Annotated in this window: 21 protein-coding genes; 6 read left to right on the top strand and 15 right to left on the bottom strand. The window is 49.4% G+C overall.

Features of this window, described 5'->3' with window-relative positions; genetic code table 11:
* Positions 1-352: 352 nt before the first annotated feature.
* Positions 353-952, bottom strand: coding sequence for a hypothetical protein (locus tag EKK48_16740; GenBank protein ID RTL40394.1), 600 nt, complete (start codon positions 950-952; stop codon positions 353-355).
* Positions 953-1,089: 137 nt separating this feature from the next.
* Positions 1,090-3,585, bottom strand: a complete 2,496-nt coding sequence (locus EKK48_16735) for a diguanylate cyclase (protein RTL40393.1) — start codon at positions 3,583-3,585, stop codon at positions 1,090-1,092.
* A 148-nt stretch (positions 3,586-3,733) separates the two neighbouring features.
* On the opposite strand from EKK48_16735, the gene EKK48_16730 reads away from it, so the two are divergent.
* The 3 genes from EKK48_16730 (at position 3,734) to EKK48_16720 (ending at position 5,996) form a co-directional block, all read left to right on the top strand.
* Positions 3,734-4,237 carry a hypothetical protein gene (locus EKK48_16730; protein ID RTL40392.1) on the top strand — a complete coding sequence of 168 codons (504 nt, stop codon included), beginning with the start codon at positions 3,734-3,736 and terminating at the stop codon, positions 4,235-4,237.
* Between the two features lie 53 nt (positions 4,238-4,290).
* Positions 4,291-4,926 (top strand): HAD family phosphatase, encoded by a 636-nt coding sequence (locus EKK48_16725; protein RTL40391.1) that lies wholly within the window; start codon positions 4,291-4,293, stop codon positions 4,924-4,926.
* Between the two features lie 62 nt (positions 4,927-4,988).
* Positions 4,989-5,996 (top strand): hypothetical protein, encoded by a 1,008-nt coding sequence (locus EKK48_16720; GenBank protein ID RTL40390.1) that lies wholly within the window; start codon positions 4,989-4,991, stop codon positions 5,994-5,996.
* On the opposite strand, the gene EKK48_16715 is transcribed toward EKK48_16720, so the two are convergent.
* The 6 genes from EKK48_16715 to EKK48_16690 form a co-directional block, all read right to left on the bottom strand.
* The gene (locus EKK48_16715; GenBank protein RTL40389.1) at positions 5,935-7,920 is read right to left on the bottom strand and encodes a PAS domain S-box protein; all 1,986 of its coding nucleotides are present in this window, start codon (positions 7,918-7,920) and stop codon (positions 5,935-5,937) included. The two genes, EKK48_16720 and EKK48_16715, sit on opposite strands and share 62 nt — an antisense overlap.
* Before the next feature lie 474 nt (positions 7,921-8,394).
* Entirely contained in the window at positions 8,395-8,952 is a 558-nt protein-coding gene (locus EKK48_16710; GenBank protein RTL40388.1) for a hypothetical protein, read from the bottom strand.
* A 342-nt stretch (positions 8,953-9,294) separates the two neighbouring features.
* The gene (locus tag EKK48_16705) at positions 9,295-9,969 is read right to left on the bottom strand and encodes a response regulator transcription factor (GenBank protein ID RTL40387.1); all 675 of its coding nucleotides are present in this window, start codon (positions 9,967-9,969) and stop codon (positions 9,295-9,297) included.
* 15 nt (positions 9,970-9,984) lie between these two features.
* A complete protein-coding gene (locus EKK48_16700) occupies positions 9,985-10,227 on the bottom strand; it encodes a hypothetical protein (protein RTL40386.1) in 243 nt (80 codons plus the stop codon).
* A 130-nt stretch (positions 10,228-10,357) separates the two neighbouring features.
* Complete coding sequence (locus EKK48_16695) at positions 10,358-12,115, bottom strand: tetratricopeptide repeat protein (protein ID RTL40385.1); 1,758 nt, start codon at positions 12,113-12,115, stop codon at positions 10,358-10,360.
* A gap of 3 nt (positions 12,116-12,118) precedes the next feature.
* Entirely contained in the window at positions 12,119-14,062 is a 1,944-nt protein-coding gene (locus EKK48_16690) for an alpha/beta fold hydrolase (GenBank protein ID RTL40384.1), read from the bottom strand.
* Between the two features lie 354 nt (positions 14,063-14,416).
* On the opposite strand from EKK48_16690, the gene EKK48_16685 reads away from it, so the two are divergent.
* Positions 14,417-14,791, top strand: coding sequence for a PDZ domain-containing protein (locus EKK48_16685; GenBank protein ID RTL40383.1), 375 nt, complete (start codon positions 14,417-14,419; stop codon positions 14,789-14,791).
* On the opposite strand, the gene EKK48_16680 is transcribed toward EKK48_16685, so the two are convergent.
* The 6 genes from EKK48_16680 to EKK48_16655 form a co-directional block, all read right to left on the bottom strand.
* A complete protein-coding gene (locus EKK48_16680; protein RTL40382.1) occupies positions 14,788-15,243 on the bottom strand; it encodes a hypothetical protein in 456 nt (151 codons plus the stop codon). The two genes, EKK48_16685 and EKK48_16680, sit on opposite strands and share 4 nt — an antisense overlap.
* Positions 15,244-15,404: 161 nt before the next feature.
* On the bottom strand, positions 15,405-15,830 hold the full coding sequence (gene queF / locus EKK48_16675; GenBank protein RTL40381.1) for a preQ(1) synthase: 426 nt from the start codon (positions 15,828-15,830) through the stop codon (positions 15,405-15,407).
* Positions 15,831-15,837: 7 nt separating this feature from the next.
* A complete protein-coding gene (locus EKK48_16670; protein RTL40380.1) occupies positions 15,838-16,530 on the bottom strand; it encodes a 7-carboxy-7-deazaguanine synthase QueE in 693 nt (230 codons plus the stop codon).
* Positions 16,520-17,206: a 7-cyano-7-deazaguanine synthase QueC gene (gene queC, locus EKK48_16665; protein ID RTL40379.1), complete on the bottom strand. Its 687-nt coding sequence runs from the start codon at positions 17,204-17,206 to the stop codon at positions 16,520-16,522. Before queC ends, EKK48_16670 begins: the two co-directional genes overlap by 11 nt.
* A gap of 171 nt (positions 17,207-17,377) precedes the next feature.
* Positions 17,378-18,229 carry a tetratricopeptide repeat protein gene (locus EKK48_16660; protein RTL40378.1) on the bottom strand — a complete coding sequence of 284 codons (852 nt, stop codon included), beginning with the start codon at positions 18,227-18,229 and terminating at the stop codon, positions 17,378-17,380.
* 232 nt (positions 18,230-18,461) lie between these two features.
* On the bottom strand, positions 18,462-19,964 hold the full coding sequence (locus EKK48_16655; GenBank protein ID RTL40377.1) for a tetratricopeptide repeat protein: 1,503 nt from the start codon (positions 19,962-19,964) through the stop codon (positions 18,462-18,464).
* A gap of 102 nt (positions 19,965-20,066) precedes the next feature.
* Between EKK48_16655 and EKK48_16650 the strand changes: the two genes are divergently transcribed.
* A complete protein-coding gene (locus tag EKK48_16650) occupies positions 20,067-21,575 on the top strand; it encodes a lipase maturation factor family protein (protein RTL40376.1) in 1,509 nt (502 codons plus the stop codon).
* A 79-nt stretch (positions 21,576-21,654) separates the two neighbouring features.
* Here the strand turns inward: EKK48_16650 and EKK48_16645 are convergent, their stop codons facing one another.
* Positions 21,655-21,885, bottom strand: a complete 231-nt coding sequence (locus EKK48_16645) for a hypothetical protein (GenBank protein RTL40375.1) — start codon at positions 21,883-21,885, stop codon at positions 21,655-21,657.
* A 210-nt stretch (positions 21,886-22,095) separates the two neighbouring features.
* Between EKK48_16645 and EKK48_16640 the strand changes: the two genes are divergently transcribed.
* Positions 22,096-22,398, top strand: a complete 303-nt coding sequence (locus EKK48_16640; protein RTL40374.1) for a hypothetical protein — start codon at positions 22,096-22,098, stop codon at positions 22,396-22,398.
* The last annotated feature ends 41 nt before the right edge of the window (positions 22,399-22,439 follow it).

Raw genomic sequence — 22,439 nt, 5'->3', positions numbered from 1 at the left:
GTGCAATCGTTTTGTGGTACTGTTGACGCCTCTGTCTGTCTGCTGGGACATAATCATCCTGGCTCCGGAAGGTTTTTATAGATTTAAAACGATATCAGGTTTATCTGCTTAGCCAGTCACATTTAATGGCTTTACAAATCTCTCGTAACTTAAAGTAGACATTACGATTATGGATCAAACTCCAAAACTATTTCGAATAATAAGACGCATCATAATATTTTCCATGATTTGCGTGCTTGGAAATATGCTGTGGAAGAATCACACCACTCCGCATTACGAAACGCCCGGCAGTCCACCTGAGAACAGCCAGCTCAAGCAAAAATCGAATCGGACGGATTAGACCTGACGCCAATTAAACGGTGGTGGAGTGCGTATGTTCATGTTCATCTTCAGCGCACTTCTTCGCCGTTGATTCGAATAGCTCAAGAGCTTCAAACAATGTCCTGTTTAAATATTGAGGCTTTCCCTGTTGATCGAGTTGGTCCGGATAGAGCAATGTATGCGCATAGAGAAAACCGCGCCGTGGCTGCACAGCAAGCATGGCCGGCTTGTTGTGTAAGTAAATGGTTCCGATGGCAATACACTCCTTTTCCGAAAGCGCATCGATGAGCAAAACGAGAGGTTCGCTTCCGGCAATTTCAGGCAGGAACATGAACGACTTGTCATAGCAAGCGGGATCCATCTCTGCAGTTGGAAGAAAGCCGTGGATCTGCATGACGTGCTTTGGAGGGATTGCCAGCGATTTCAGCTCATTTAGGTCTTTGAAAAAATGCTGCTGTTGTGTGAACTGGTGAATTTTAAAGTCGCGTTTGGTCTTATTTCTCTCGCGAATCTCGTCGAAATTCGGTGCGTGTCGCTCTATTTCCTCAGTTGTGTCATCTGAAGCGACAAGATATGAGGGAATATTGACCATCCCGAATGACAGCATTCCAGTCCAGACAGATCGAGACATCGAAAACCTCCTCCAGACTCTAACTTGACGAAACTTGCCGGACGCTTCTGCTTGCAACTCAGCTTTGGCAGAGGGTTTAGGATGCAGTTTCGGTCAATACAGCGAGCTGCTGTTATTGTAGCGCCGAATGCTATAAGTTACACTTTTTTGACTTGCAAAAGGCGATTTTCTACGAGAACGCCAGCAGCACGCCAGACAATGTAAGAAGGGCTGTCTTTCATATCAAGAAAGATTTTAGTCAAGCTTCTGCTACCGTCGGCCAACTTGATCAAGTTGCGCATGCATGTGAGTTCTTCTTTTGTAACTTCACGATCTTCTTGCAACCGCAGCCAGCGGTAGGCATTCTCAATGCCGGGCACTGCACGAACTAGAAGCTCCATATTTGGTATCAATCGCTTGGCGGCTCGGACATGGTCTTCGGCCAGGGCGCCTTCCATCAGTATGCGTTCCAGCGACTCTCCCAGGTCATCACCAGCGTTGTCTAGCGAATAATTCTGGCGCTGCTGAAAAGTAAAGGTACCGCTTTCGAATGTGACTACAAACTCGATGATCGCCGGCACGCCGACGATATTATCGAGTTTGGCATGACGTGGTCTGCCTTTCTCCCAGCTGACGAGAAGTTGTCTGCCGGTATCGTCTTGTACGCTCAGCAAGCCGGTCTTCTGACTTGTTGCAATTGACTGCAGCAAACCAGCGCAGTCCAGAACGCCCAACTCGCCACTAAATGCGGAGCCTCTCTTGGACGGTTTGTATCCTTGTGGCACTTTCTGGATATGGCAAATCTGGTTTGGTCCCATCTGCTCGTTCAGATAGAGGAGGGCATTTCTCGCCTTCGCCACCATCTCTTCGGATGTCGTGCCGTCTTCAGGATAAGTCGAACAACCAATTGATACAGTCAGTCCTTTGACGCCACCGGCCCACTGATCTGTCGACTCAACCGAGGCTCGAATCTGCAAAGCTAACTCCAGAGCCTGCTTCATGTTGCAGTCTTCCAGCACTGCGGCAAATTCATCGCCCTGGTAGCGAATAACATAGTTAGCAGGTTCGATAGATTGCTCGAGTCTGTCCTTGATGTCTATATTGTTACGGAGAATACGTGCTAGCTCCTGCATCCACCGGTCACGCACGTCTGAACCGTGATGTTGCAGGCTCACATCGAGGAAGTCACCTGAAATCATCAATAACGAGAATGATTTGTTTTCGGTTCTCACCGCACGCTCGATGACATGACCCATCAACTCCTGGAAGAACTGACGGTTTCGCAAACCGGTCAGCTGGTCGGTCCAATCAGCTTCTTCTGCCTCTTCCAGAATGAGTAGCTTGTGGAAGAAGTTCGATATTTGATCTCTGAATCGTTCTATCGATCTCAGTTGATCGGCATTGATGGCTTCTTCGTCTTCCAGAAAAACGACAATGGCCGCCAAATCAGAATCTCTATGTTTGACCGGTAGATAAATAATACGACGGATGTCGTTGATGGAAGCCAGTTCTTCAAAGCCCAGTCTGCGGATCAACATTGGTCCTATATCTGCGCTTTTGGATTTGGCAAAACTGCCGCGAGCAATTTCACGGTGATCTATTTCGCGCAACAACTGCAGAGATTCCTCATCCAGACCCATGGATGCAAGAATCGTCGGTTGATAATCTCTGTCCAGTTTGAAAAAGGCCGACAATTTAATCACATCGGGATATCGTTCGTGCAACCCACCAAGAGCCTGTTCGGCAAACATTTTGGTTGATTGGGCGGAACTCAGTTCGTATTCGAACGATCGCATCAGCGGACTGCTTTTGCTTGTTGACTGAAGGGCGGGAATGGGACCAGACGGTGTTTGCGCACTGCGTGCTTCAGCGCGCCTGGCGCGTTCATTGTCTTTTTCGTCGGCTCGATTCTTGGTTACTCTCGACACGTCATTCAAGATGGCGAAGTCTTTAATCGCCACCGCCAGCTGCGTAATTTCAGTTGGAGCTCCAGAGGGGGCTTTCAGATGTCGGGCTTTGCTCGGTGAGGCAGAGGCGGCCACGATTGCTTTAGTAAACGCTGTCAGTGGGCGCGAGATAATCAACTCGATTAAGGCCAGCAGGATTGAAAGCACAAGAGCGAATGCTCCCAGCACAATTCCAAATCTTATTGGAGTGAGCAGATTGGAGAGAAATGCACTCGAATCGTACGACTCCCAGGTTTGATCGTATGGCACACCAATGTGAAGAACTTCGGTTCCGTTCATACGCTGCACGGTCTCGTAATAACGTGCATTGTTGACGACGACTTCGCGTGACTTTTCTTCGTATTCTTGCAGGTTCGGCGCAAACGGCCTGGTGCGCGGCAGCACAGTGCCACTACCATTAGTGGCATAACACCAGGCCAGGTTGTGAGCCGAAATTATCTTCAGTGTTTGAAAGCTTCCGGCGGATTGCATACCCATTTCGGATGCGATTTCTTGCGCCAGACCGGCGGATAGGAGTGGAACGATGAGCGGATTGGCGGCATTGACAATGACAAACGAAACCGGCAGAGCAATTGCTCCGCACAAGAGTATCCGAACCCAGAGGCGGTTCAGGGACCCAAGGAACCCGGTAGACACGGGTGCAATAGCGCCTATAGCCTTGTCATCAGTTTTTACGATCGATTTCATACTAATTTTGCCGGTTCACCTAGTAATGATAGCTAGACCGGCCTACATATGAAAGTATCGAAATGCACTCCCGCCAAATAACTGAGGAACATGGCAGAAAAGTAGGCGTCTCTTGAAAAAGGTGAATTCCGGAAGATTGAGGGCGTTTATGCGCAAAACAGTAGCTCTGGCGGCGTTGGCATTACTTTCTACGACTCCCGCTTTGGCGCAAGAAAACCTCGTCTCCGGTTCAATTAGTATTAATGCTCCAGCGAGGGTTGTTTGGGAGGCAGTTCATACTGAGCGTCAAAACGACCCGGACCTTGAATACAGCAAAGTTTTGGAACAGCATGGCAACCAGACGCTGATTGAGCAGAAATTTAACGCTTTGCCGGTAGTAGGAGCAGCTGTTTGCCAGTTGATTCAGCGTGAAGTACCCAATGAGCGAATCGATTACAAACTGGTTAAATCGGATAAGTTTAAGGCTCTGAATGGAAGCTGGGTATTAACATCATCTCCGGACGGTCGTTCAACTACTCTGGAGCTATCCTCGCACCTGGATACTGGACTGGCTTACTCGCAGGGTGTCATCGATTTGTTAACGAAGAAAAAAATTGATAAGCGGCTTGAAAACGTCAAGCGTGCTGCTGAGGCAGTCGCTGTAATTCCGTAAGGTTCGCCGATCAGTTATCATAACGAGCTGTGACTTCGTCGCTTGGGGGCGTGATGGCTAGCTACAAGGCGATTCTGTTTGATTATGGAAATGTGCTCTGCCTGAACCAGTTAGAGTCTGACGTGGCAGCTATGGCTGAGTGTTTAGACATTGAGCTGAGCCGTTTCAAAACCTACTACTGGCAGTTACGAGACGAATATGATGTCGGTGCTTTCGACGGACGGGAGTACTGGACTCGTATCGCTCAGAAGGGTGGGCGCGAAATTACCGAGCAGCAGTTGCGCCAGGTAATTGAATTCGACAATGTCGGTTGGTCTCGTCCCAATCTGGTCATGGCCCGCTGGGCAGAGACTCTGCGCACAAGCGGAATGATCACTGCAATTGTGTCTAACATGCCTGCAGATATTCGTGAGTATCTACGTGACCTGCACTGGATGCCGGAATTCAGCCATTACACATATTCGTGTGAGGTCAAATCTGTTAAACCAGCCGCGGATATTTTTTTGCACTGTCTGGACCAGATCAATATGAAACCAGCCGAGGTGTTGTTCCTTGACGACAGACAGATGAATGTGGAAGGGGCCAGACAGGTCGGCATCGATTCATATGTGTTTACAACTGCCGAGGAACTCGCACCATTTGTTCGCTCGATCGGATTGCCGGACATTTCGCTAAACGCGATGGTTTAGTAAACCGGAACGGAATCGTTTCTCAGCCCGTCAAAGCTCCCAAAACTGGATGAGGGATTACTTTGAAAGCCGTGTTGTGGCGAATATTATTACTTCTGATCTTGCTGCCACCCCCATCGCATCCGGCCAGCAGCGATTCTTTTCCCTGGTCGGGCGATCCAAATGCCCAAGCGAACCAGATGGGCAATAAAGTGCATAAAGATGCTTACGGCGCCTGGCGAGACAATGCGATGTTGCCTGATACGGTGTCGAATGTGGTGCCCGAGCGGCCTGTTCGTGCGATTGTCACAGGTGCCATTGCTCCTGGTGGCACTGTTTCTGATAGCGGCGTGGCCCAGGGAAACGTCGGACCGACTCAGTCTGGTCCTGGCGCAGTCGGGCTATTTACGCCGAACTCGCCAGGCAACGCTGCTGCTTATGATGCTCAAGTTTCAGGGGGACTGGTTGCCTCCCCTATTGTCGATGGCAGCGGCACGAATCTGCGCGTCGTCGTTCCATCTGCAACCCCGTCTGGCGTGCCGAACTATCACGATGCTTCTTCCGGCTCAAATGTGCCAGAGGCGTCAAATAGTGCCTTGAACTATAACGTAACAAATTCAACGAGCGCAAACCAGGCGCTCCGAGCTCAATCAAATATACGTGATGGACAGATCTCGACAGCACCGTTCAAGAAGCCCAGCAATCCCCGCTCTGCTGCTATGGCTGACATCCTGTCAGACGTGCTTGACCGGCGAGTAAATGTCTCCAATGAACATGCGCCACGCAGAGCAGCGAGTTTTTATATCCGCAACCAGCCGACGTCGTTCGCCTATCATATGAAAGCTGCTGCAAATACGAGTACATATGCAAACGCAAGTGAAAATGTAAATGTATCAACACTCGAACAGCTCGGTCAATTGACTGGAATAATCACATACGCCGATAACACCATTGTCTTGCTCGGCAGCAAAGGCTCTGCCACTATCGACCAGCGAGGTAGTATGAGATTGCCAGACGGCACAAAAGTGTCTATACCGAGTGCGGGAAAATCGCTTCGTCACGTAGCACAGAAGAATCAGCTGCGTTTGTAACTTCTTCTTTCAGAGCAATGTCTTCATCGCGAGTAGTATCTTCGCTGCAAGAAGTGTCTTCGCTGCTAGCAACGGCTTCGCCCTGTGCCTGTGCTTCTGCTGCGGTACGCAGATCCTCCGGATCCTGATAAAGCGGCAGCTTGAACCAGAAGGTGCTGCCTTCGCCTTCCTTGCTTTCTACACCAATGGTGCCCTTATGCGCCTCTATAATCGCTTTGCAGATAGCCAACCCGAGACCGGTCCCTTTGCCTCGCTTGCCGTCGCTGGCTTGACTTTGTTTGAAGCGTTCGAAAATTATATCGATATTGTTTGCTGGAATGCCGCGACCATGGTCCGTTACGCGCACCTGGGCAATAGTGCCTTCTGTGCTCACGGCTATCTGAACGCTGTTTCCCTTAGACGAGAATTTGATGGCATTGGAAAGCAGATTTACCATCACCTGGATAAGCCGATCTTTTTCACCGAGCACGTCAACGTCGGAATCCTCAACAATGGTAGTTTCAATGGTGGTTTCGTTTTGCTCTGCTACTCCGCGAACGGCTTCAACAGATTCTTTGATCATTTCAGACAAATTGACCAGGTCCTCATCGATGGTCATCTGTCCTGCTTCGAGTTTCTCTATATCCAGTACGTCGCCAATCAAATTTACTAATCTGTCGATGTTCATTTCGGCGTCTGCGATGCGCTTTTTCCCCATCTCAGATGTCGGCTCGTAGACTCCCTCAGAAATCATCGAGAGGGTTCCTTTTATGGATGCAAGCGGCGTGCGCAAATCATGACTGACCATGGCAACGAATTCCTGTTTCAGTCGGTCTATACGACGTTGTTCGGTGACATCGTGCGCCACGCAAAACAGACTACTCTCCTCATCAGACCAGTGCATCGACCATAAAACGTCGATGAGCGTGCCGTCTTTCTTGACCAGCCGGCATTCAACCTGTCTATCTTCACTGCCTCTGATCAGCTCTTTAATTGCCTTTCTGGTTTCATCTATCTCTTCAGGAAAAACGATATCACTGAATCTTTTCCCTACTAACTCGGAGGGTTCGAAACCCCAGGCTGCAAGCGATGCCGGGTTGACTTTGGTGAATTTCTCGTCGGCATCCAGCGAGCAGATAACATCTACTGAATTCTCAATGACGGCACGCTCTTTCCGCGCAGATTCCTCGACCACATGCGCCATTTTGTGAAAAACCTGGTCCAGTTTCACCAGTTCATCTGTGCCGGTGAGCTCAGGATTCAGCGGTATGCCGATGGCGAAGCGGTAGCTGTTGTCCATAAGTATTCGCAATCTCTTCGTGAATCCTCTGTTGAAAATCAAGGCGAGGGCAAGGGCCAAAAGCACGTTCAGCACTGCCCCAAGCATAAGCAGTTGGTGCAGTGCAGCTCTCTGAGCTTCCTGAATTTGTGGGCTCAGTGCCTCGATAGCTTTTTGTTCGTTGGTTATTGCATCGGCTTGAGCCGTCAATGTAGACAGCATCGGGCTGACACTTTTGAGCTCTGCGAAAGCCATCAGGCGATTATCTTCTTTGACAATTTTTTTGATGCGAGCGAGCACGGTTACGCCTTCCATAGCCACTTTTCGCATGCTTTTGACACGGTCGAGCAGATCCGGATCATCCTTTACCAGCGCCTCCAGCCTGTCAAAATCAGCCATAAAGTGCCGGCTGTCTCGTTCAGAACGTTTCAGATACGTATTTTCAGTCACTACCGCATAGGCGCCCATCCCGCCCGCCGAGGTGAGAAGCTTGCGCAGGATCTCGTTTATCTGGGTGGTAATCGCGTGCGAGTGGGCCTCGCGTTTAGCCTCCATTTCAGACTCATCGAGCAACTGCCCGACCCTGGCAAACAATGCCAATTCAAAGATCATTGGCACTGCGACCAGGATCAGTATTCTGTGTGACAGTTTGAGCCGGTTGAACATTATCCCGGCCAGTGCCAGTTAGCCATTTAAGACCTCGCCAGTAATAAAAATTCGTTCGCTGGTGACATGAGCACCGAAGAACAAGCCAGGCACAGCGCGGTTACCAATTGATTTATACCTCGTCAGTCAAATTAAATCTTCGAAAATTCCCCAAAAACCGCTTCAATTTGGATTTTTGGTGGTATTACTGTAGTAAGCCCAAAAACAAGTTCCTCAGCCTTGCACATAAAAAGGGCCCAGCGCTATTGCTTGGCGCGCTTTCAGGCGAACAAGTTCAGGAGAAAAAATCTCAAAAAGTTATTTCCCATGTCACACGGTTGTCACAGACCATAAAGTAATCTGAGTACATGGAAAGGCGGCGGGCGCAAGTTATGCGCAGACGATTCGGTAACTAACCGGGTGCAGCCAACAAAAAGTTTGGGCAAGAGGCTCCCAGGATCTTAGATCCTGGGTAGCTCGCTTTAAGGGCTCTTTTTATTTGTCGACTTCGTTTATCAGGAAAAGCAACCGATTCAGGTCGACATTCAATACTTCAAGAATACGCAGAGCAACACCTCTCTCATTGGCTATGACGCCCAGCAAGATATGCTCGGTTCGTACTTCATCGGCTCTGAAACGACGAGCGATTTCAAACGCTGTCTCTACGATCCGCCGGAAGAGCAAGGTCGAATGGAGATCTTCCTCGACGATTTCGCCAATGCCGGCACCATAACCAATGATGTTTTTCATCTCGCGTCGAGCTTTGTCCGTGGAAACGCCGAGCGAATTGAGGACCATCGCCGCCACCGCTTTGTCCTGGCGTAAAATGCCGATCAGCAACTGCTCGGAGCCCACAAACTTGTGGCCAAGCCGCAGCGACTCTTCTTTGGCGAAGCGAATGGCTGTTTCCAGCTGCAGGTTCTTTTTGCTGTCGGTATTAGCGGAGGTCTGTCTCAGTGATGACGACCCCAAGCCTGCTGCCCCTTGTGTCTGAATGCTGTAGCTGCTTTCTTCCATGCCAAACTGCCCACGGGACGATGCTCTACTAAACATAATAGCTCCTATCTCGGATATCGGCAGAGGCTTCCGTGCGTGCCTTTGAGCTTCAATTGATTCGGAATCGATCGATGCAGTAATCGGCGCAGAAGGTGGTCAGAGTGTTCCTGTCGCCTTACGCCCCACTGCTGGGCACACTCGTAGAACAGTACCATTTTCAAGAGCATGTTTTGTAAAACAAAAGTACTTTTAATAGCCTGGGTCGCCGGTTTCACGGCTTTCTTAAATACATTTTGAGATGGCTTGGCAGCGCCTGTTGAAGCCTCAAGTTAAGTTACGGAGGCAACGGCACCGCACTCGGTGCGCAGTGGTCGGCATCATTTGCATGCGAGCAATCAACTACTGTGATGCTAGTTTATATCCAACACCATGCACGTTTTCGATGATTGAGGAAACGCCTGGTTCGTCAATTTGCCGGCGCAATCTCTTGATGCAAGTCCGTACCGTCTCCGGCCCTGAACCTGCCTCCGAGTTCCATATGTGGTCCAGCAGCGCATCAGCTTTGAAAACCTTGTTGGGGTTGCGCATGAAAAACTCAAGCACCGCAAATTCTTTCGGTGTCAGTTTAATCGGCGCACCATTCCTGGTGACAATATGGTTGTTGGGATCAAGTGAAACGTTGCGGATACTGAGAATATTGTCGTAGACGTTGGTGGGACGCCGCAGCAAAGCTCTGACGCGCGCTGACAGCTCCTTGATATCGAAGGGCTTGGTCAGGTAATCGTCAGCGCCGGCGTTGAAGCCTTCCTCTTTGTCTTCGATGTCGTGCTTACCTGTGAGCATCAGAACCGGAGCGCGACCGCCCGCGGTTTTGTATCGCTTGCAAATCTCCACGCCACTTAATTCAGGCAAACCCCAATCGAGCACGATCACATCGTACTGATACATTTTTAGATACTGATCGGCTTCCAAACCGTTGTGTGACACTTCGACGGTATGGTGCTGATGCGTAAGCCAATCGACAATTATCGAACAAATTGCCGGATCGTCTTCGACGACGAGTATCTTCGCCATGTTGTGGCTCGCAGACTATTTCTTGCTGCCAATCAAAATGATGTTGGCACCGAGCTGGTAACGGGCACCGGTATTCGGGTTGGTTACTTTGCCATTGGCATAGAAACCGGTCGAGCCAGTTTTGAATTCCTTAGCAGAGGCGATAATTTGACCCCAGTTTTCTCCGGATGGAGTTTTGATTTCAAGGATCAACGTTGGTGGCGAGTCGTTGTCGACCTGTCCCTTATCTTTTTCAGCTTTTGCATCTTTTCCAGCCATTACATCTCCTCCGACCTATATTCCTTACAGATTATAGTGAAGAAGTGCCGCCACTTCTAGCTACGCCAGTTATATATCCGAAGTTAGCCTAGTGGGCACGTTCGAACAGTCTTTTCAGGCGGTGCCGGAATTACTCCCCGCCTGCACCGAGCTCCTGCAAATGGGCACGGGCTTTAGCGATACGGGCATCGTTGGGCTGGCAAAGCTCGAGGAACTTATTTAACTCGCCAATCGCAGATTGTTTGTCACCTGCGCTTTCCAGGGTGTTGCTCAGCAAATAGTGAGCATCGGCGTTAGTGGGCGCAAGGGCAATCGCTTGCTTATAAACTTCGATGGCTTGCTTCTTATCGCCCGACATGAGCAAGCTGGAGCCGAGATTCAGCTTGGCCGCCGGAGAATCGGGAGCGATACTGACTGCTTCTTTCGCTTGTGTGAGGGCATTTGCAATGTCGCCATTTTGCACGTATGCGTAGCTGAGCCTGCTGTGCAGCGATTCGGAAGTGGGGAAAAGGGTCACTGCCTCTTGCAGCAGCTTGACGGCACGGATCGGGTCTCCCTCTTGCAGGCATTTCGATGCAAGAGCCTGTAAAACGACCCGATCTTTGGGATTCAAAGAGTAGGATTGTTCGAGCTCTTTGCGACTGGCGTCAGTCTGTCCTAACTTCTCAAGCACTCGGGCATAGTTAGCGTGAAAGAGTGAATCGTTTGGGCGCACTGCAATTGCCCGCTTGTAAAGATTGGCTGCCGATTGCCAATCGCCTTTGATCGACTTGAGCGCTCCGAAGTCGCCGAGCGCATCTGCGTACTTAGGGTCTACGGCTATAGCTGCTTCGTATTCCTGCGCCGCGCCATCGAGATCGCCTGCGGTTAATTTGTTGGTCCCCTTCAGGTAATACGCTTCGGCAGACAAAAAACTCTTTACGGCGTCGGGTAACTCCGAAACTTTTTCAATTGGCGGTGTTCCCAGAACAAGCTCATTGCCGGTCCAGTCGCTTTTCATCACCGGAGTCTGTTTCTTTGTTGGTCCGATGATGCTTGTGTCAACTTCGGTTTGCTTTTTGGCCATCTCGAAGGCGTCTTTCAGTGGAATCAATCCATCTTGTTGGCGTAAAGCCTTGATCAAATTGCGCGAGAATGCGTCGCTCCAGGTCATCTGGTCAGGGCGACTGGACGAGAGAATTATGTAACCCTTGCCCAGCGCCACTTTGTCTATGTCTATGTTGTAGCCGCTGAATGTACCCGTCAACGCTTTTGCGCCGGACGTGAGCTCTGCCGCGCCGCTGTAGCACGATTGAAGAACGAGCATGATACGCTGCGATTTTACGTCTTTTCGCAGCGTGTCCATCAATGTCTGCATGGAGATGCATGTGGAATAAACGTTGTCTATTGCACAATCATATGCGCACAGATAAGTGGAACCATCCGTCGTCGGGAAACCATTGGTGGCGATATACACGACCACGAGGTCATCGGGTCCGGCTAGCGAACCCAGCCAGGGACTGGTCAGCGCCGACACAATATTTTGTCTCGTGGCACCCGAGTTGATCAGCAATTTGACGTGGTCCGGCTGAAATCTGCCGCCGTGAGGATCAATGAGATAGTCGTAAAACTGCTGGGCCGATTTATCCATCGCTACTTCAGAGCCGGAGTTATCCAGCCTCTTTTCTTTGAATTTAGAGGCACCAATAACAACAGCCCACTTTTGTTTGATGGGATTGTTCGTCGGTTTGGCGTTTGGATTGAGGTCTTGAATTTTGGTGAATTCGACACCTGGTATCGGCGACGGTGCAACCTTATCTGCACTGTAGGCGGTCTGGGCATTGAGCAAGAGTGCAATAACGCTAGCCAGAGCAGAAATTCGCTTAACCGTAATCATGTTTCTCTTCATTCCTTACTGGTGCGCCAGTGCAATGTCGACCGCTAAAACGCCTCCTGGTCCGTTGAACGATAGATTTACGAGGCTGCTGTGGCTGGCTAACTGAGTGCTTCCTGAAAAGTCAGCGGGAATGATGACAGGGGTTGGATCATCCCAGCTCAACTGCATTCTTGTTGGCACCAGATCCTTTTTTCCAGTCTCTGAAGGCGAAACGTACGCAGTCAAATAATGCTGTTCTTGCAGCTCTTTTTGCGGTGAGATCTTCTTTTGCGAGAATACGAGACTGACCTCTTCAGTGCCCGGATTATTGTCGAACTTCAACCACGTCTTGCTTGGCAATGGATAGTCCTGACCCTTTGTCAGAAAGTTGTTTGTGCCCGTTTCGGCAGATGGAAACAGTGTCGCACTCTTACCGCGACTGCTTTTGTTCATAACGACATACGCATAACCGTCAGTCTGCGGAATGATGTGAAACTTAATAGCATCACCTGACTTGAATGATGTTTTGTTATTGCATCGATAGACTTTTCCATCTCTGGCCAGTTCGATCCAGTAGGAGATTCGAGCTGGATCGCCCTGGTAGTCAGCTGTCCTTGCACCGCTATCGGACGGACGCAGCGGATTGACCATATTCTTGGATAGAGCTGCTGTGGCTAACTGCGATGCGGCGTTCATGCGGTTTTGTTGGGCGCTTGGAGTATCGCTTTTCTTACTGCTGTTGTCATTGCTCTCAGCGCTTGACGATTGTCCTGCTTCTGAGACCTGTGGTTTTTCCTCTGTTGCATCCGGTTTTTCTGGTGGCAGATGCAGTGCAGTCAAAGGAGCGATATTTTTATTGATCCACTTTTCGACGAAGTTGAGATCTTCATCGCTAAACTGCGACTCTTCGAAAATAAGGTGCTCGGCCGCCTTGCTGAAAACCATTTGACGTTTGTCTGTGGTGAGGCTGTCGAAAAGCTTCCACGTGCCCTCCGGATGGACCAGTTTGTCGTTTGCTCCCTGGATAAATAGAACTGGTACCGATTTGATCTCTTTTGCGACAAGGAAATTTTTCTCCATAAAAGAATTGAATTGCATCAACTCTTTTGGAGACAGATTCATGCGTCCTAGCTTGTCTTTTGACCAGGCTTCGCGCAAGTCTTCTTTCTTTGTTGCTTTGCCGACAACGTCAGTACCGATGTCCATCGGTTTGTTAAAACCTTTCAGCATTGCATGCAGACCAACTTTGAGCTTTGTGTCACCGGAGCCGAATCTGTCACCTGACGGAACGGATGAAATCAAGCCCGAAACGAGTTCGGGATACATTGCCGTCGCACGTAAAGCGATCGCTCCTCCCATAGACTCACCGAGAATAATGATTTTCTTGTCCGGATAATTTTTCTTGATTGCCTGCAACACGACTTTGATATCGGCAAGCGATCCTTCAAAGTCCAGACCTGTCTTCAGATCATCCTGCCACTCGCCGAATCCGCGCACGTCCATCGCGTAGGTGGGAACACCTATCTGGGACATCCTTTTGCCAAAAGCATCGTAAGTGCCCTTGTGCAGACCAAGTCCGTGAATACAAAGCAGAACAGCGTCTGCGGGCTGAGCATTGTCCACCCATGAGACAAAGGGTATCTGCTGTGCGTCCTGCAGGGTAGAGTCTTTCACTGGAGCCAGCTTGGCAGAATGTGGCAGATCCTTGGCCTCATTCAAGGGAACAGCTTCAACCGATATCGTTTTTGCTCCGGGATTTGGTTTAACTCCCGCTAAATTTTTGACAGGTACGTTTTTAGCTCCAGCCACGCTCTTTGCTCCTGCCGCAGCTGCCGGTGTGGCAGGGGATGCTTTCTTCTGAGGAGAGGGCGTTGCTGGGGCAGCGGCGACAACTGACTGCCCAAGGGAGTTCAAAGTCATGAATGCCAGTGTGATTCGGCAGATAGATCTATTTAACAAAGCCAGGACCTCGTAAAACATGGTCGGATTAACGGATTACCACTTGGATTACTGGGCTCGTCCTTGTAATTAGGAGCACTAACCAAGCTGAACTTTGCGTATTAAGCAATGCTCAGAAATCCGAGCCCTTCGACGTTCGAGCGATCATCGGTCGATACGCAGGCTGCTGAAGGTCAAGTATATCTGAACTGGTCCTGACTAGCCAGTAACTGCTACTGAATGCGGTGCAGGAAGCTGTATTCGATGAGCCACCGAAGGTTTTTGCAAGTTTTGCGAAGGTTGGGCCTGTTTGTTTCTCTTGGGAACTAAACGGCTTACCTGATTGTCATCACCAGCACTTAAAAGAATGAGACCGGAGCGACGCAAGAGGTATCCATGAAATTTCTGTTTGCTTTGTTAACCGCAATATCTTTGTCCCAAACGGTTGCCGCAGATGCGACGACCCTGGTTGGGGGGATCAAATATCACGAGGTTGAAGGAAGAATAGGCGTGCGCGTTAATCACTCCGGTCGGGTGCATAGAGTACACCCCCAGTCGCCGGCTGAGGTAGCCGGCATACAGAAAGGAGATGTGATCACGTCAGTCGACGGCACACGAAGCAGTGTTGTCGGCAGGATTCACGGACAGCCTGGTACGGTTGCCCATCTCACGGTTCGACGAAATGGCGATGAACTGATGTTTGCCGTACCACGAGTGGAATTTTTCAACATTCGAATGCAAGACAAGCCACCACTAGTGGTGCAGCGCTAGGCGGAATATTTTTTGTACTGAATATTTTGCAACGTTATTGTGATGTTTGTCTGTGGAGTTCTATCTTGAGTCAGTCTGGTGTATGTTTGTTGGGCTCGACTGGCAACGTAAGGATTTTCGTCCTGACAAATCTCGCGAATCACTTGCAGTGGCAATAGCGGATTCGATGCAAGCGCGTATCTCACGTCTGCGCTGATGTCGCAAATAAGTGTATCGATGATTTCAATTGGTGTCTTTGGATTATGGCTGACAGCCATGCGCACGCGTTCATTGGCATGCCCAGCCAGATTGGCTAAGGTGAGCGCCGGGGCAGAGGGATTTTCTGCTATTTGTTCGAGTAACAAAGGATCGTCTTCGGTCGCCAACTGCTTGAGAATTTGTTCGGGTGTTGCGGGATTGGCGGCTATGAGCAGCATCAGCTCATTGGCTCGCCTGTAGTTAACCGTAGCCATAATTACCTCCGTCCAGCTGATACCATTATAGAAATCCGGCTGTCCAAGCGGATTGCCGTAATCCTATAAAACGGTATGGAAAGACTATAATGTAAGACTTACTGTCCAGCTCTAGTTCTCTGGGTTTTCAGCTGATTGAGCTCGGCCATTTAAATCAGACGTCAGCGGTGAAACTCAGCAACCGGCCATATCGAAATGCCACCGCGGGGCGTGAATCGCCCTTCTACTTTGATGTACGAGGGGTCGAGTAGTTCGATCAGGTCATTGGCGATTCGATTTACGCATGATTCGTGAAATTCCCCGAATTGACGAAAACTGCCCAGGTAGAGCTTCAGAGATTTGCTTTCAACAAGACGTTCGCGCGGAATATAGTCGATCACTATGGTGGCAAAGTCGGGCTGACCGGTAATCGGGCAGAGGCTGGTGAATTCATTAGCTTCAATGTGGACTGTTCCTGCTACCTGGTGCCGATTTTGCTCACGATCTGAGAACGGGTTTGGTACGTGCTCGAGAATCTCTACGGTTGGATTTGTATAAACGTATTCGGTCTTATTTCCCAGATGCTTTAAGTTCTGCGTCACTGTCATCTCCCCTCTAATCAATGTTCAATAATTTATGACTTTGCAGGGTCATTCTGTACCCGTGTTTCATGGCCACGTCCACGCAAGCTCGCTTATTATCTTCATTTCGCTTGCCGTCACCAGAATCGATAGGCATGACAAAGATTTCGCCATCCTCGGGCGGTCGTGCAATTTGAACCGCTGTATGCATCTTTTGAGTAGATTTGTTGGGCAGACCATCTGTCGGATCGATTGAGTCGGCATCGAGAACGTACTTGTAAGTCGTTATTCTCGGTAGTAATTTTTCGTGGATGAAATTGGCTTTGGGGCTGCAAACGATATGCAAATTTTTACTTACCGGCAAGTCAACCCAGAGTGTACCGTTGGTTTCGATCTGCACGGTCAACCCGCTGTTCAGCAGACTCTCCACTAGCGGTGCAATATTCTGTCGAAACGGTTCACCACCCGTGATGACTATAAATTTGCAATGCTCTGGTCGCTTTATTTCAATGTCCGCAAGCAATTCATTCAAACTGGGTTGCCATGTCGACGACTCGAAATCAGTGTCGCACCAGAAACATTTTAAATTGCAGCCGGAGAGGCGGACGAAAACCGCAGGTTTACCGATAAATGGACCTTCGCCCTGCAATGTGTAAAAGACAGACTGAATCCAGAGAGACTGCCCGTCGTTTAATTGCTGGGGGCGGACAGGATTCTTACCGAGCATCGGCAGTACCCCGGACAAGGAGAGGATCGGGCACACCGGCTTCTTCGAAACCCTTCTGTCTGAGCAAACATGAGTGACAGTGCCCGCATGGAGGCACTTCACCGTTGTAGCAAGTGGTTGTAAATGAGAGGGCGTCCAGACATCCCTCCAGCGATTGCGCCAGTTCAACGGTTTTCTTCTTGGACAGATGAACGAGCGGCGTGACAATGGCGATGCTTTTATCCAGCCCACTTGTCAATGCTGCTTCCATTTTTTCGATGAATTCGGCGCGGCAGTCGGGATAACCTCCGAAATCTTCCTCTGAAACCCCGATCACCATAGCGTCACAACCAGTCACATAGGCGCGATTGGCTGCTACACAAAGGAAAAGTATGTTGCGTCCCGGCACAAAAGTTTTCTCCAGTCCTCCGGGCAAATCGTGCGCCGATTTATAGCTGTCGACCTCCAGTTTCAGATCTGTAAGTGGACTGAGTCCGGCAAAGATAGGCCCCATGTCGATGACTTCATGCTCAACTGCGGCTAATTTTGCCACCATTCTGGCGCTTTCAATTTCTCTGATATGGCGTTGGTTGTAATTGAAGGTCAAAGCCACTACCTCGTCGTAGCGCTCTTTAGCCCAGAACAAACAGGTGGTGCTGTCTTGTCCGCCGGAGAGAATTACGAGTGCCTTAGACATGTGATTTCCTCGCTCAAGTCTATTTAGTTCAGCAAAACAATTGCGCCTGGTTGCTGCACCCGCAACGAGCGCTTGTGCTAACTGGAACGACCCAAATTATAAACTGGAATGTTAGAGTTACTTATTTCACAGGAGATGTAGCTTCCCGTTTAAGTTAGATCGTCCGGAGAATCACTTAGAAGGTGTGCGCAAAAGTTTATTCCGGATGCGTTCTTCCTCTTCTGGACACTGCTTGACGCCTTGCTTTTCGCGCATCGCGACATCCAGTTTCCAGAGCAGCTCCTGGACTTTTGTTCTCGTTTTTGCTTTCTTTACATTCGGAGAATCTATGATCTGGTGCAGTGCTACAGACAACTGCGAATATGCGATCTGCCTGCTTTCGAAAGCTTCGACGCACTCTGGATTCAAGTCAAGAGCACGAGTGTAGTCTTCAATAGCCTGCTGGTATCGATTCAGGTTGTGATATGAAATGCCGCGGCAGAAGTAGGCTCCGGGATCCTTAGGATTGATTTCTATAGCTTTTGTCAGGTCAGCAATTGACTCTTCGTGCATCTCCAGTTCGCTGTAAGCTATGGCGCGGCAGTAGTATGCGCTCGAGTCATCAGGAGTGAGATTAATGAATTCACCGAAATCTGCCGCCGCTTCTCTGTAGAGTCCCTGTTGAAAGTAAGCGTAACCACGCTCTGTGTAGGCAAGTCCCAGTTTTGGATTGATATCGATTGCCTTTCCGCAATCGAGAATCACCTCTGTCTGGCGACCGAGAACTCCCTGTGCATAGGCTCTATAGATGTATGCCCAGGCATTTTCGTTGTCCAGAGCAATGGCCTGCGTGTAGTCTTCAATGGCCTTCTCCGGCTCACCGAGCATGTTGTAGGCAAAAGCGCGGTTGAAATAGACCGTCGCAAACTCAGGCTTAAGTTGCAGAGCATCTGTGAAGAAACCTACGGCGTCCGAATATTGCCCACCTGTAAGCAAGTCCATCGCTTGCTCGTAGGCTCTCTGAGCATGTTCCTCTGTATTCAAAGGATGCACCTGCTGCAGCGGTAGTACAGAATATCTATCGCGACCAGCCGATCTTACGAACCGACCGGGCGATTACACGAGAAGAACACCCCGTGCTACCACGCTCTCACGCATACGACAATGTTGTCAAGTGCCAGTAACAGCTGCCTGTTTGCATAAATTTCGTAAATCAAGTTCCTGTGCCTGCAAGGTGGTAAAACCGCCAAAGCTTAATTCTCAAGCCTTCAGTGTTCTACTTGCCTGCACCAGGAAGGCTCTTCAATTTACCGTCGATTTTGGCGGCATCAGCTGGTCTTCCGCTCAACTTCAAAACGGTGGAATAGGCTTTTAGAACTTGTACGAGATTAGTCTTGTCGGCATCTTTGTTTAGAAGCGGAATTGCCCGCAGAAAGTAAGCTTCAGCTGAGGACCAATTGTGAACTGCGGCAGCCATCATTCCGGAATTTGCATAGGCGCTACCCAGGTTGTGATTGACGATTTCCGAGTTTGGATCGAGCTTTTGCGCAGCTTCTAGTTTTTGAACGGAAAGCGCTATTTTGCCCTGTTTCATGGCATCAGCAGCTTCTGCATTCAATCGAAGCAGCTGATTTACGTTGCTGTTTGGATCTCCAGACATCATCATCTTATTCATGTTGAGCGGATGGCTGCTTAACATTTCAGCGCTGGCCGAATATATTTTTGCCAGGGTGGCTTTGTCGCGATTGGAAAGTTGCGGCACTGTGTCTGCCGGCATGACCGTGCTGAACATGATGTCTCCGGGTGTCTTGCTGTGCCCCAGAATGCCCAAACCATGCCCGATTTCATGAAGATCGATGCGCCGAGCATAATTTGCCGATAGCTTTTGAGTGCCCAGTGGTGGCACAGAAAGAAGAATGATATTCACCTTCAAAATGCCCTTCGAGTCAGGCACGACAACTGCGTGACCACCCTCTGCTGACGAAATCATTTGCTTTGTATCGTCAGTCCAGGTACAAACAATTTTTGCTGATGGATCATCGGTGAATTGAAACTTGATTGCGCCCTGAGATGCCTCTTCCCAATCGGTGAACGCTTGCTTCAGCACATCGACATATTCTTGTCTGAACCCTGGTACATTGGGATCAGGCTTGATTGAAACAGTGATGGGTAATCTCGATTGTGGCCACCGTGCGATGCCGTTTTGCGTTGCATCTTCGAAGTAATCATTGGGATTCTGTGCTACTGCTTTTGCTCCGCCTGTGCGCTTCAGTTCGTTCTCTAACATGGCGATGCCACTGCGCACCTGAGCTGCTTCGGGAGCATCTGGGCTCAGCTGCAAAAAGGTTTTGAATGCTGCTATCGCATCTTCTGTTCGACCCAGTGACTGATAGCAGGTCGCCAGCGTACCCCATGCGGGGGGAGAAGTTGGTTTCAACTGTGTTGCCTTTTGCAATTCAGCCATGGCATCGTCATACTTTCCTTGCTGAACAAGCACAGTGCCCAAATTGCTGTGTGCATCGGCAAATTTTGGCGAGATCGAAATAGCATCCCTGAATTTTGACTCGGCGTTCTGGAGGTCGTGCGCCTGAACAAGAGCGACGCCGTCATTGTAGAGTTGAATTGCTTGATTGTCAGGCTGGAATGGAGTTTGACCTGAGGCGTGCGCGCCCACGGAAATAGCCAGAAAAATTCCGGTAATGAGCGGACGTAACTTGCTGCGGACCATCATTCCTCCCGAACCTGCCAGTCTTATTGTAAAGCTTTTGCTCTCAGTCATCACGATGCAAGGGGATGTTTCTCTGATAATGATAGTCCGAGGAGCAATCGTTATGCTTTTTGCGGGCGTCTAATTCCCAGTTCTCTCAGGGGGCGTTTGGTGATGACGAAATTGTTGGAATCGTCAGCCAGGAAAGCACCTCCAACGCATATATTGGTTCGATGGTTGTTCCTGCGGGGGCTTGGGTTCATCTATTTCGTCGCCTTTGCATCCTTCTTTGTACAAGCAGCTGGGTTGATTGGCGAACACGGCATCTTGCCGGCTCACCTGTTTCTCAAAGATGCACGTGATAGTCTCGGTGCCGTGCCGTTCTTATCCTGTCCGACTCTGTTCTGGTTTAACTGTTCAGATGCGGCAATACGACTGCTGGCAGGCAGCGGCATTGTTTTTTCATTGTTTGTGATGGTCGGTGTTTGCACCGGTCCGCTTCTCGTTTTTTTATGGCTTATGTATTTATCGATTGTCACCGTCGGCGGTGACTTTATGAGTTTTCAGTGGGACGTGCTTCTGTTGGAAACGGGATTTCTCTCCATCTTCTTCTCGCACTACAAGCTCGTTGATCTGCCGTTAAAGAAGGAAAATCCGACAGCTGAATTTCCTGAGCCCTCGCCGCTTGTGTTGTGGCTTCTGCGCTTCTTACTCTTTAAATTGATGTTGTCTTCAGGTGCTGTCAAACTTCTCAGCGGCGATATTACCTGGCATGACTTGAGCGCCCTGCACTACCACTATTGGACACAGCCCCTGCCGACGCCGCTTGGATGGCTTGCCGCTCAACTGCCGGACTGGTATCAGAAATTCTGCGTGGCGATCATGTTTTTCATTGAACTGGTCCTACCCTTTTTTATCTTTGTGCCTGGCAAACTGCGCCTGATTGCAGCATTCTCGATGATACTTTTGCAAGTGCTGATCTTGGTTACGGGAAACTACACTTTCTTTAATTGGCTTACAATTTTGCTTTGCCTGCTTTTGCTCGATGATGCATTACTAGAGAAGATCAAACTGGCACCGCTGAGCGGATTATTTCGCTCTCTCATTGCCAGGGCTGCTCCTCGACGTGGCGGCTTCTGGGATAAAGCAAGATCGACTGTTCTGGTGACATTGATCGCTACGTTGACTATTGGTCACAACCTGAGTTTTGCTCCGGAACCGATCAAGTTCTTTTCTTATGTTCTTTCACCCTGGTATATATCTAATGGGTACGGATTGTTTGCAGTGATGACTACGTCCCGAAAAGAAATAGTTGTTGAGGCCAGTCAAGACGGCACTAACTGGATGCCCTACGAATTTATATTCAAACCGGGTGATGTTCATCGCGCGCCACCATGGGTAGCACCGTACCAGCCGAGACTCGATTGGCAAATGTGGTTTGCAGCCCTGGGAACACGCCGTGATAGTCCCTGGTTCGCTCATTTTGTATTTCGCTTGTTGCAAAATTCGCCTGATGTGAGGGCACTTCTGTTGTCTGAACCATTCAACGGAAAGCCTCCGAAATTCGTGCGTGCTTCTCTCTACGATTACCAGTTCACCAACTTGAGCGAGCTTGCTAAAACTGGTGAGTGGTGGAAGCGAACCTATGTTGGATTATTCTTTCCTGAAGCTAGTTTGCGATAACCCGATAGCTCCGAAGTTGATAAATAGCGCGAAAGGCGCAGATTACCTGCGCCCCGGCTGGCTCTATGCGATTGAACAGTTACATCTGTGTGTCTAAGTCAGAGACTCTGTTTTCGATGTAGGCGACCTTATTGCCAGTCAGATCCTTGACGTCGGCATTGAGGTTGTATGCACCTATCAGTGATAGAAGCAGAGCTGTTCCAAGACTGACTGCAGCAAGACGCATGGTTCGAGTCTTTTTGCATTCCTGGTTGACCGCGCAGTTCTTCTCGACTATACGACCATTTTCTGTATAAACTTCGACCATCATAACCTCCCGGGTTTCGTCAACTTTGTTTGCTGTCGGGCTGTTTGACGTAATTCAGGTAATTTGGGTTCCAGGCGCTGGACGATGAGTCTGGTCTTGCGATTTCGTCTGAACTGAGTCTTTGAGATCTTTGGAAGAAATAACTTGCCTTGTTTGACTTGTCCGAATACCATACAAATATATGGGTAGGTGGTCGTCCGAGGAGGTCGCTTAATGTTTGAGTGGAGAGTAAATCAAATTCGTGTGGACATGTTGGAACGAGTCCTCAATCACATGGAGAAGCAGGGCTATGAGGTTCAAGTAATCGTGCCACTGCATCTGGACTCAAGTGAAATCGAGCCTCCAGGTTCTAGCGAGGGAAGTTCTGTGGTGAAAACGCAAATGCTCCTCGCCGGCAAAAAATTACTGCGCGATAAGGTCGTAGAGCAACGCACTGGCATGCCCGCCGTCACGCCTGAAAATATTGATGTTGTATACGGTCGCAATAAAGCGAATATAGGAAGTAAATCTGCTTAGACACAGAAGCTTAATTCAAATTTCGATCCAGTCAAATTGTC

Source organism: Candidatus Melainabacteria bacterium (assembly GCA_003963305.1).
Classification (GTDB): Bacteria; Cyanobacteriota; Vampirovibrionia; order Obscuribacterales; family Obscuribacteraceae; genus PALSA-1081.
This window is presented reverse-complemented; position numbering and strand designations above follow the sequence as displayed.

Bases quoted from the DNA above. Each gene is read 5' to 3' on its own strand.
- EKK48_16740 (RTL40394.1), bottom strand. From the start codon at position 952: ATGTCTCGATCTGTCTGGACTGGAATGCTGTCATTCGGGATGGTCAAT.
- EKK48_16735 (RTL40393.1), bottom strand. From the start codon at position 3,585: ATGAAATCGATCGTAAAAACTGATGACAAGGCTATAGGCGCTATTGCA.
- EKK48_16730 (RTL40392.1), top strand. From the start codon at position 3,734: ATGCGCAAAACAGTAGCTCTGGCGGCGTTGGCATTACTTTCTACGACT.
- EKK48_16725 (RTL40391.1), top strand. From the start codon at position 4,291: ATGGCTAGCTACAAGGCGATTCTGTTTGATTATGGAAATGTGCTCTGC.
- EKK48_16715 (RTL40389.1), bottom strand. From the start codon at position 7,920: ATGTTCAACCGGCTCAAACTGTCACACAGAATACTGATCCTGGTCGCA.
- EKK48_16710 (RTL40388.1), bottom strand. From the start codon at position 8,952: ATGTTTAGTAGAGCATCGTCCCGTGGGCAGTTTGGCATGGAAGAAAGC.
- EKK48_16705 (RTL40387.1), bottom strand. From the start codon at position 9,969: ATGGCGAAGATACTCGTCGTCGAAGACGATCCGGCAATTTGTTCGATA.
- EKK48_16700 (RTL40386.1), bottom strand. From the start codon at position 10,227: ATGGCTGGAAAAGATGCAAAAGCTGAAAAAGATAAGGGACAGGTCGAC.
- EKK48_16695 (RTL40385.1), bottom strand. From the start codon at position 12,115: ATGAAGAGAAACATGATTACGGTTAAGCGAATTTCTGCTCTGGCTAGC.
- EKK48_16690 (RTL40384.1), bottom strand. From the start codon at position 14,062: ATGTTTTACGAGGTCCTGGCTTTGTTAAATAGATCTATCTGCCGAATC.
- EKK48_16685 (RTL40383.1), top strand. From the start codon at position 14,417: ATGAAATTTCTGTTTGCTTTGTTAACCGCAATATCTTTGTCCCAAACG.
- EKK48_16680 (RTL40382.1), bottom strand. From the start codon at position 15,243: ATGGCTACGGTTAACTACAGGCGAGCCAATGAGCTGATGCTGCTCATA.
- queF (RTL40381.1), bottom strand. From the start codon at position 15,830: ATGACAGTGACGCAGAACTTAAAGCATCTGGGAAATAAGACCGAATAC.
- EKK48_16670 (RTL40380.1), bottom strand. From the start codon at position 16,530: ATGCTCGGTAAGAATCCTGTCCGCCCCCAGCAATTAAACGACGGGCAG.
- queC (RTL40379.1), bottom strand. From the start codon at position 17,206: ATGTCTAAGGCACTCGTAATTCTCTCCGGCGGACAAGACAGCACCACC.
- EKK48_16655 (RTL40377.1), bottom strand. From the start codon at position 19,964: ATGACTGAGAGCAAAAGCTTTACAATAAGACTGGCAGGTTCGGGAGGA.
- EKK48_16650 (RTL40376.1), top strand. From the start codon at position 20,067: ATGACGAAATTGTTGGAATCGTCAGCCAGGAAAGCACCTCCAACGCAT.
- EKK48_16645 (RTL40375.1), bottom strand. From the start codon at position 21,885: ATGATGGTCGAAGTTTATACAGAAAATGGTCGTATAGTCGAGAAGAAC.
- EKK48_16640 (RTL40374.1), top strand. From the start codon at position 22,096: ATGTTTGAGTGGAGAGTAAATCAAATTCGTGTGGACATGTTGGAACGA.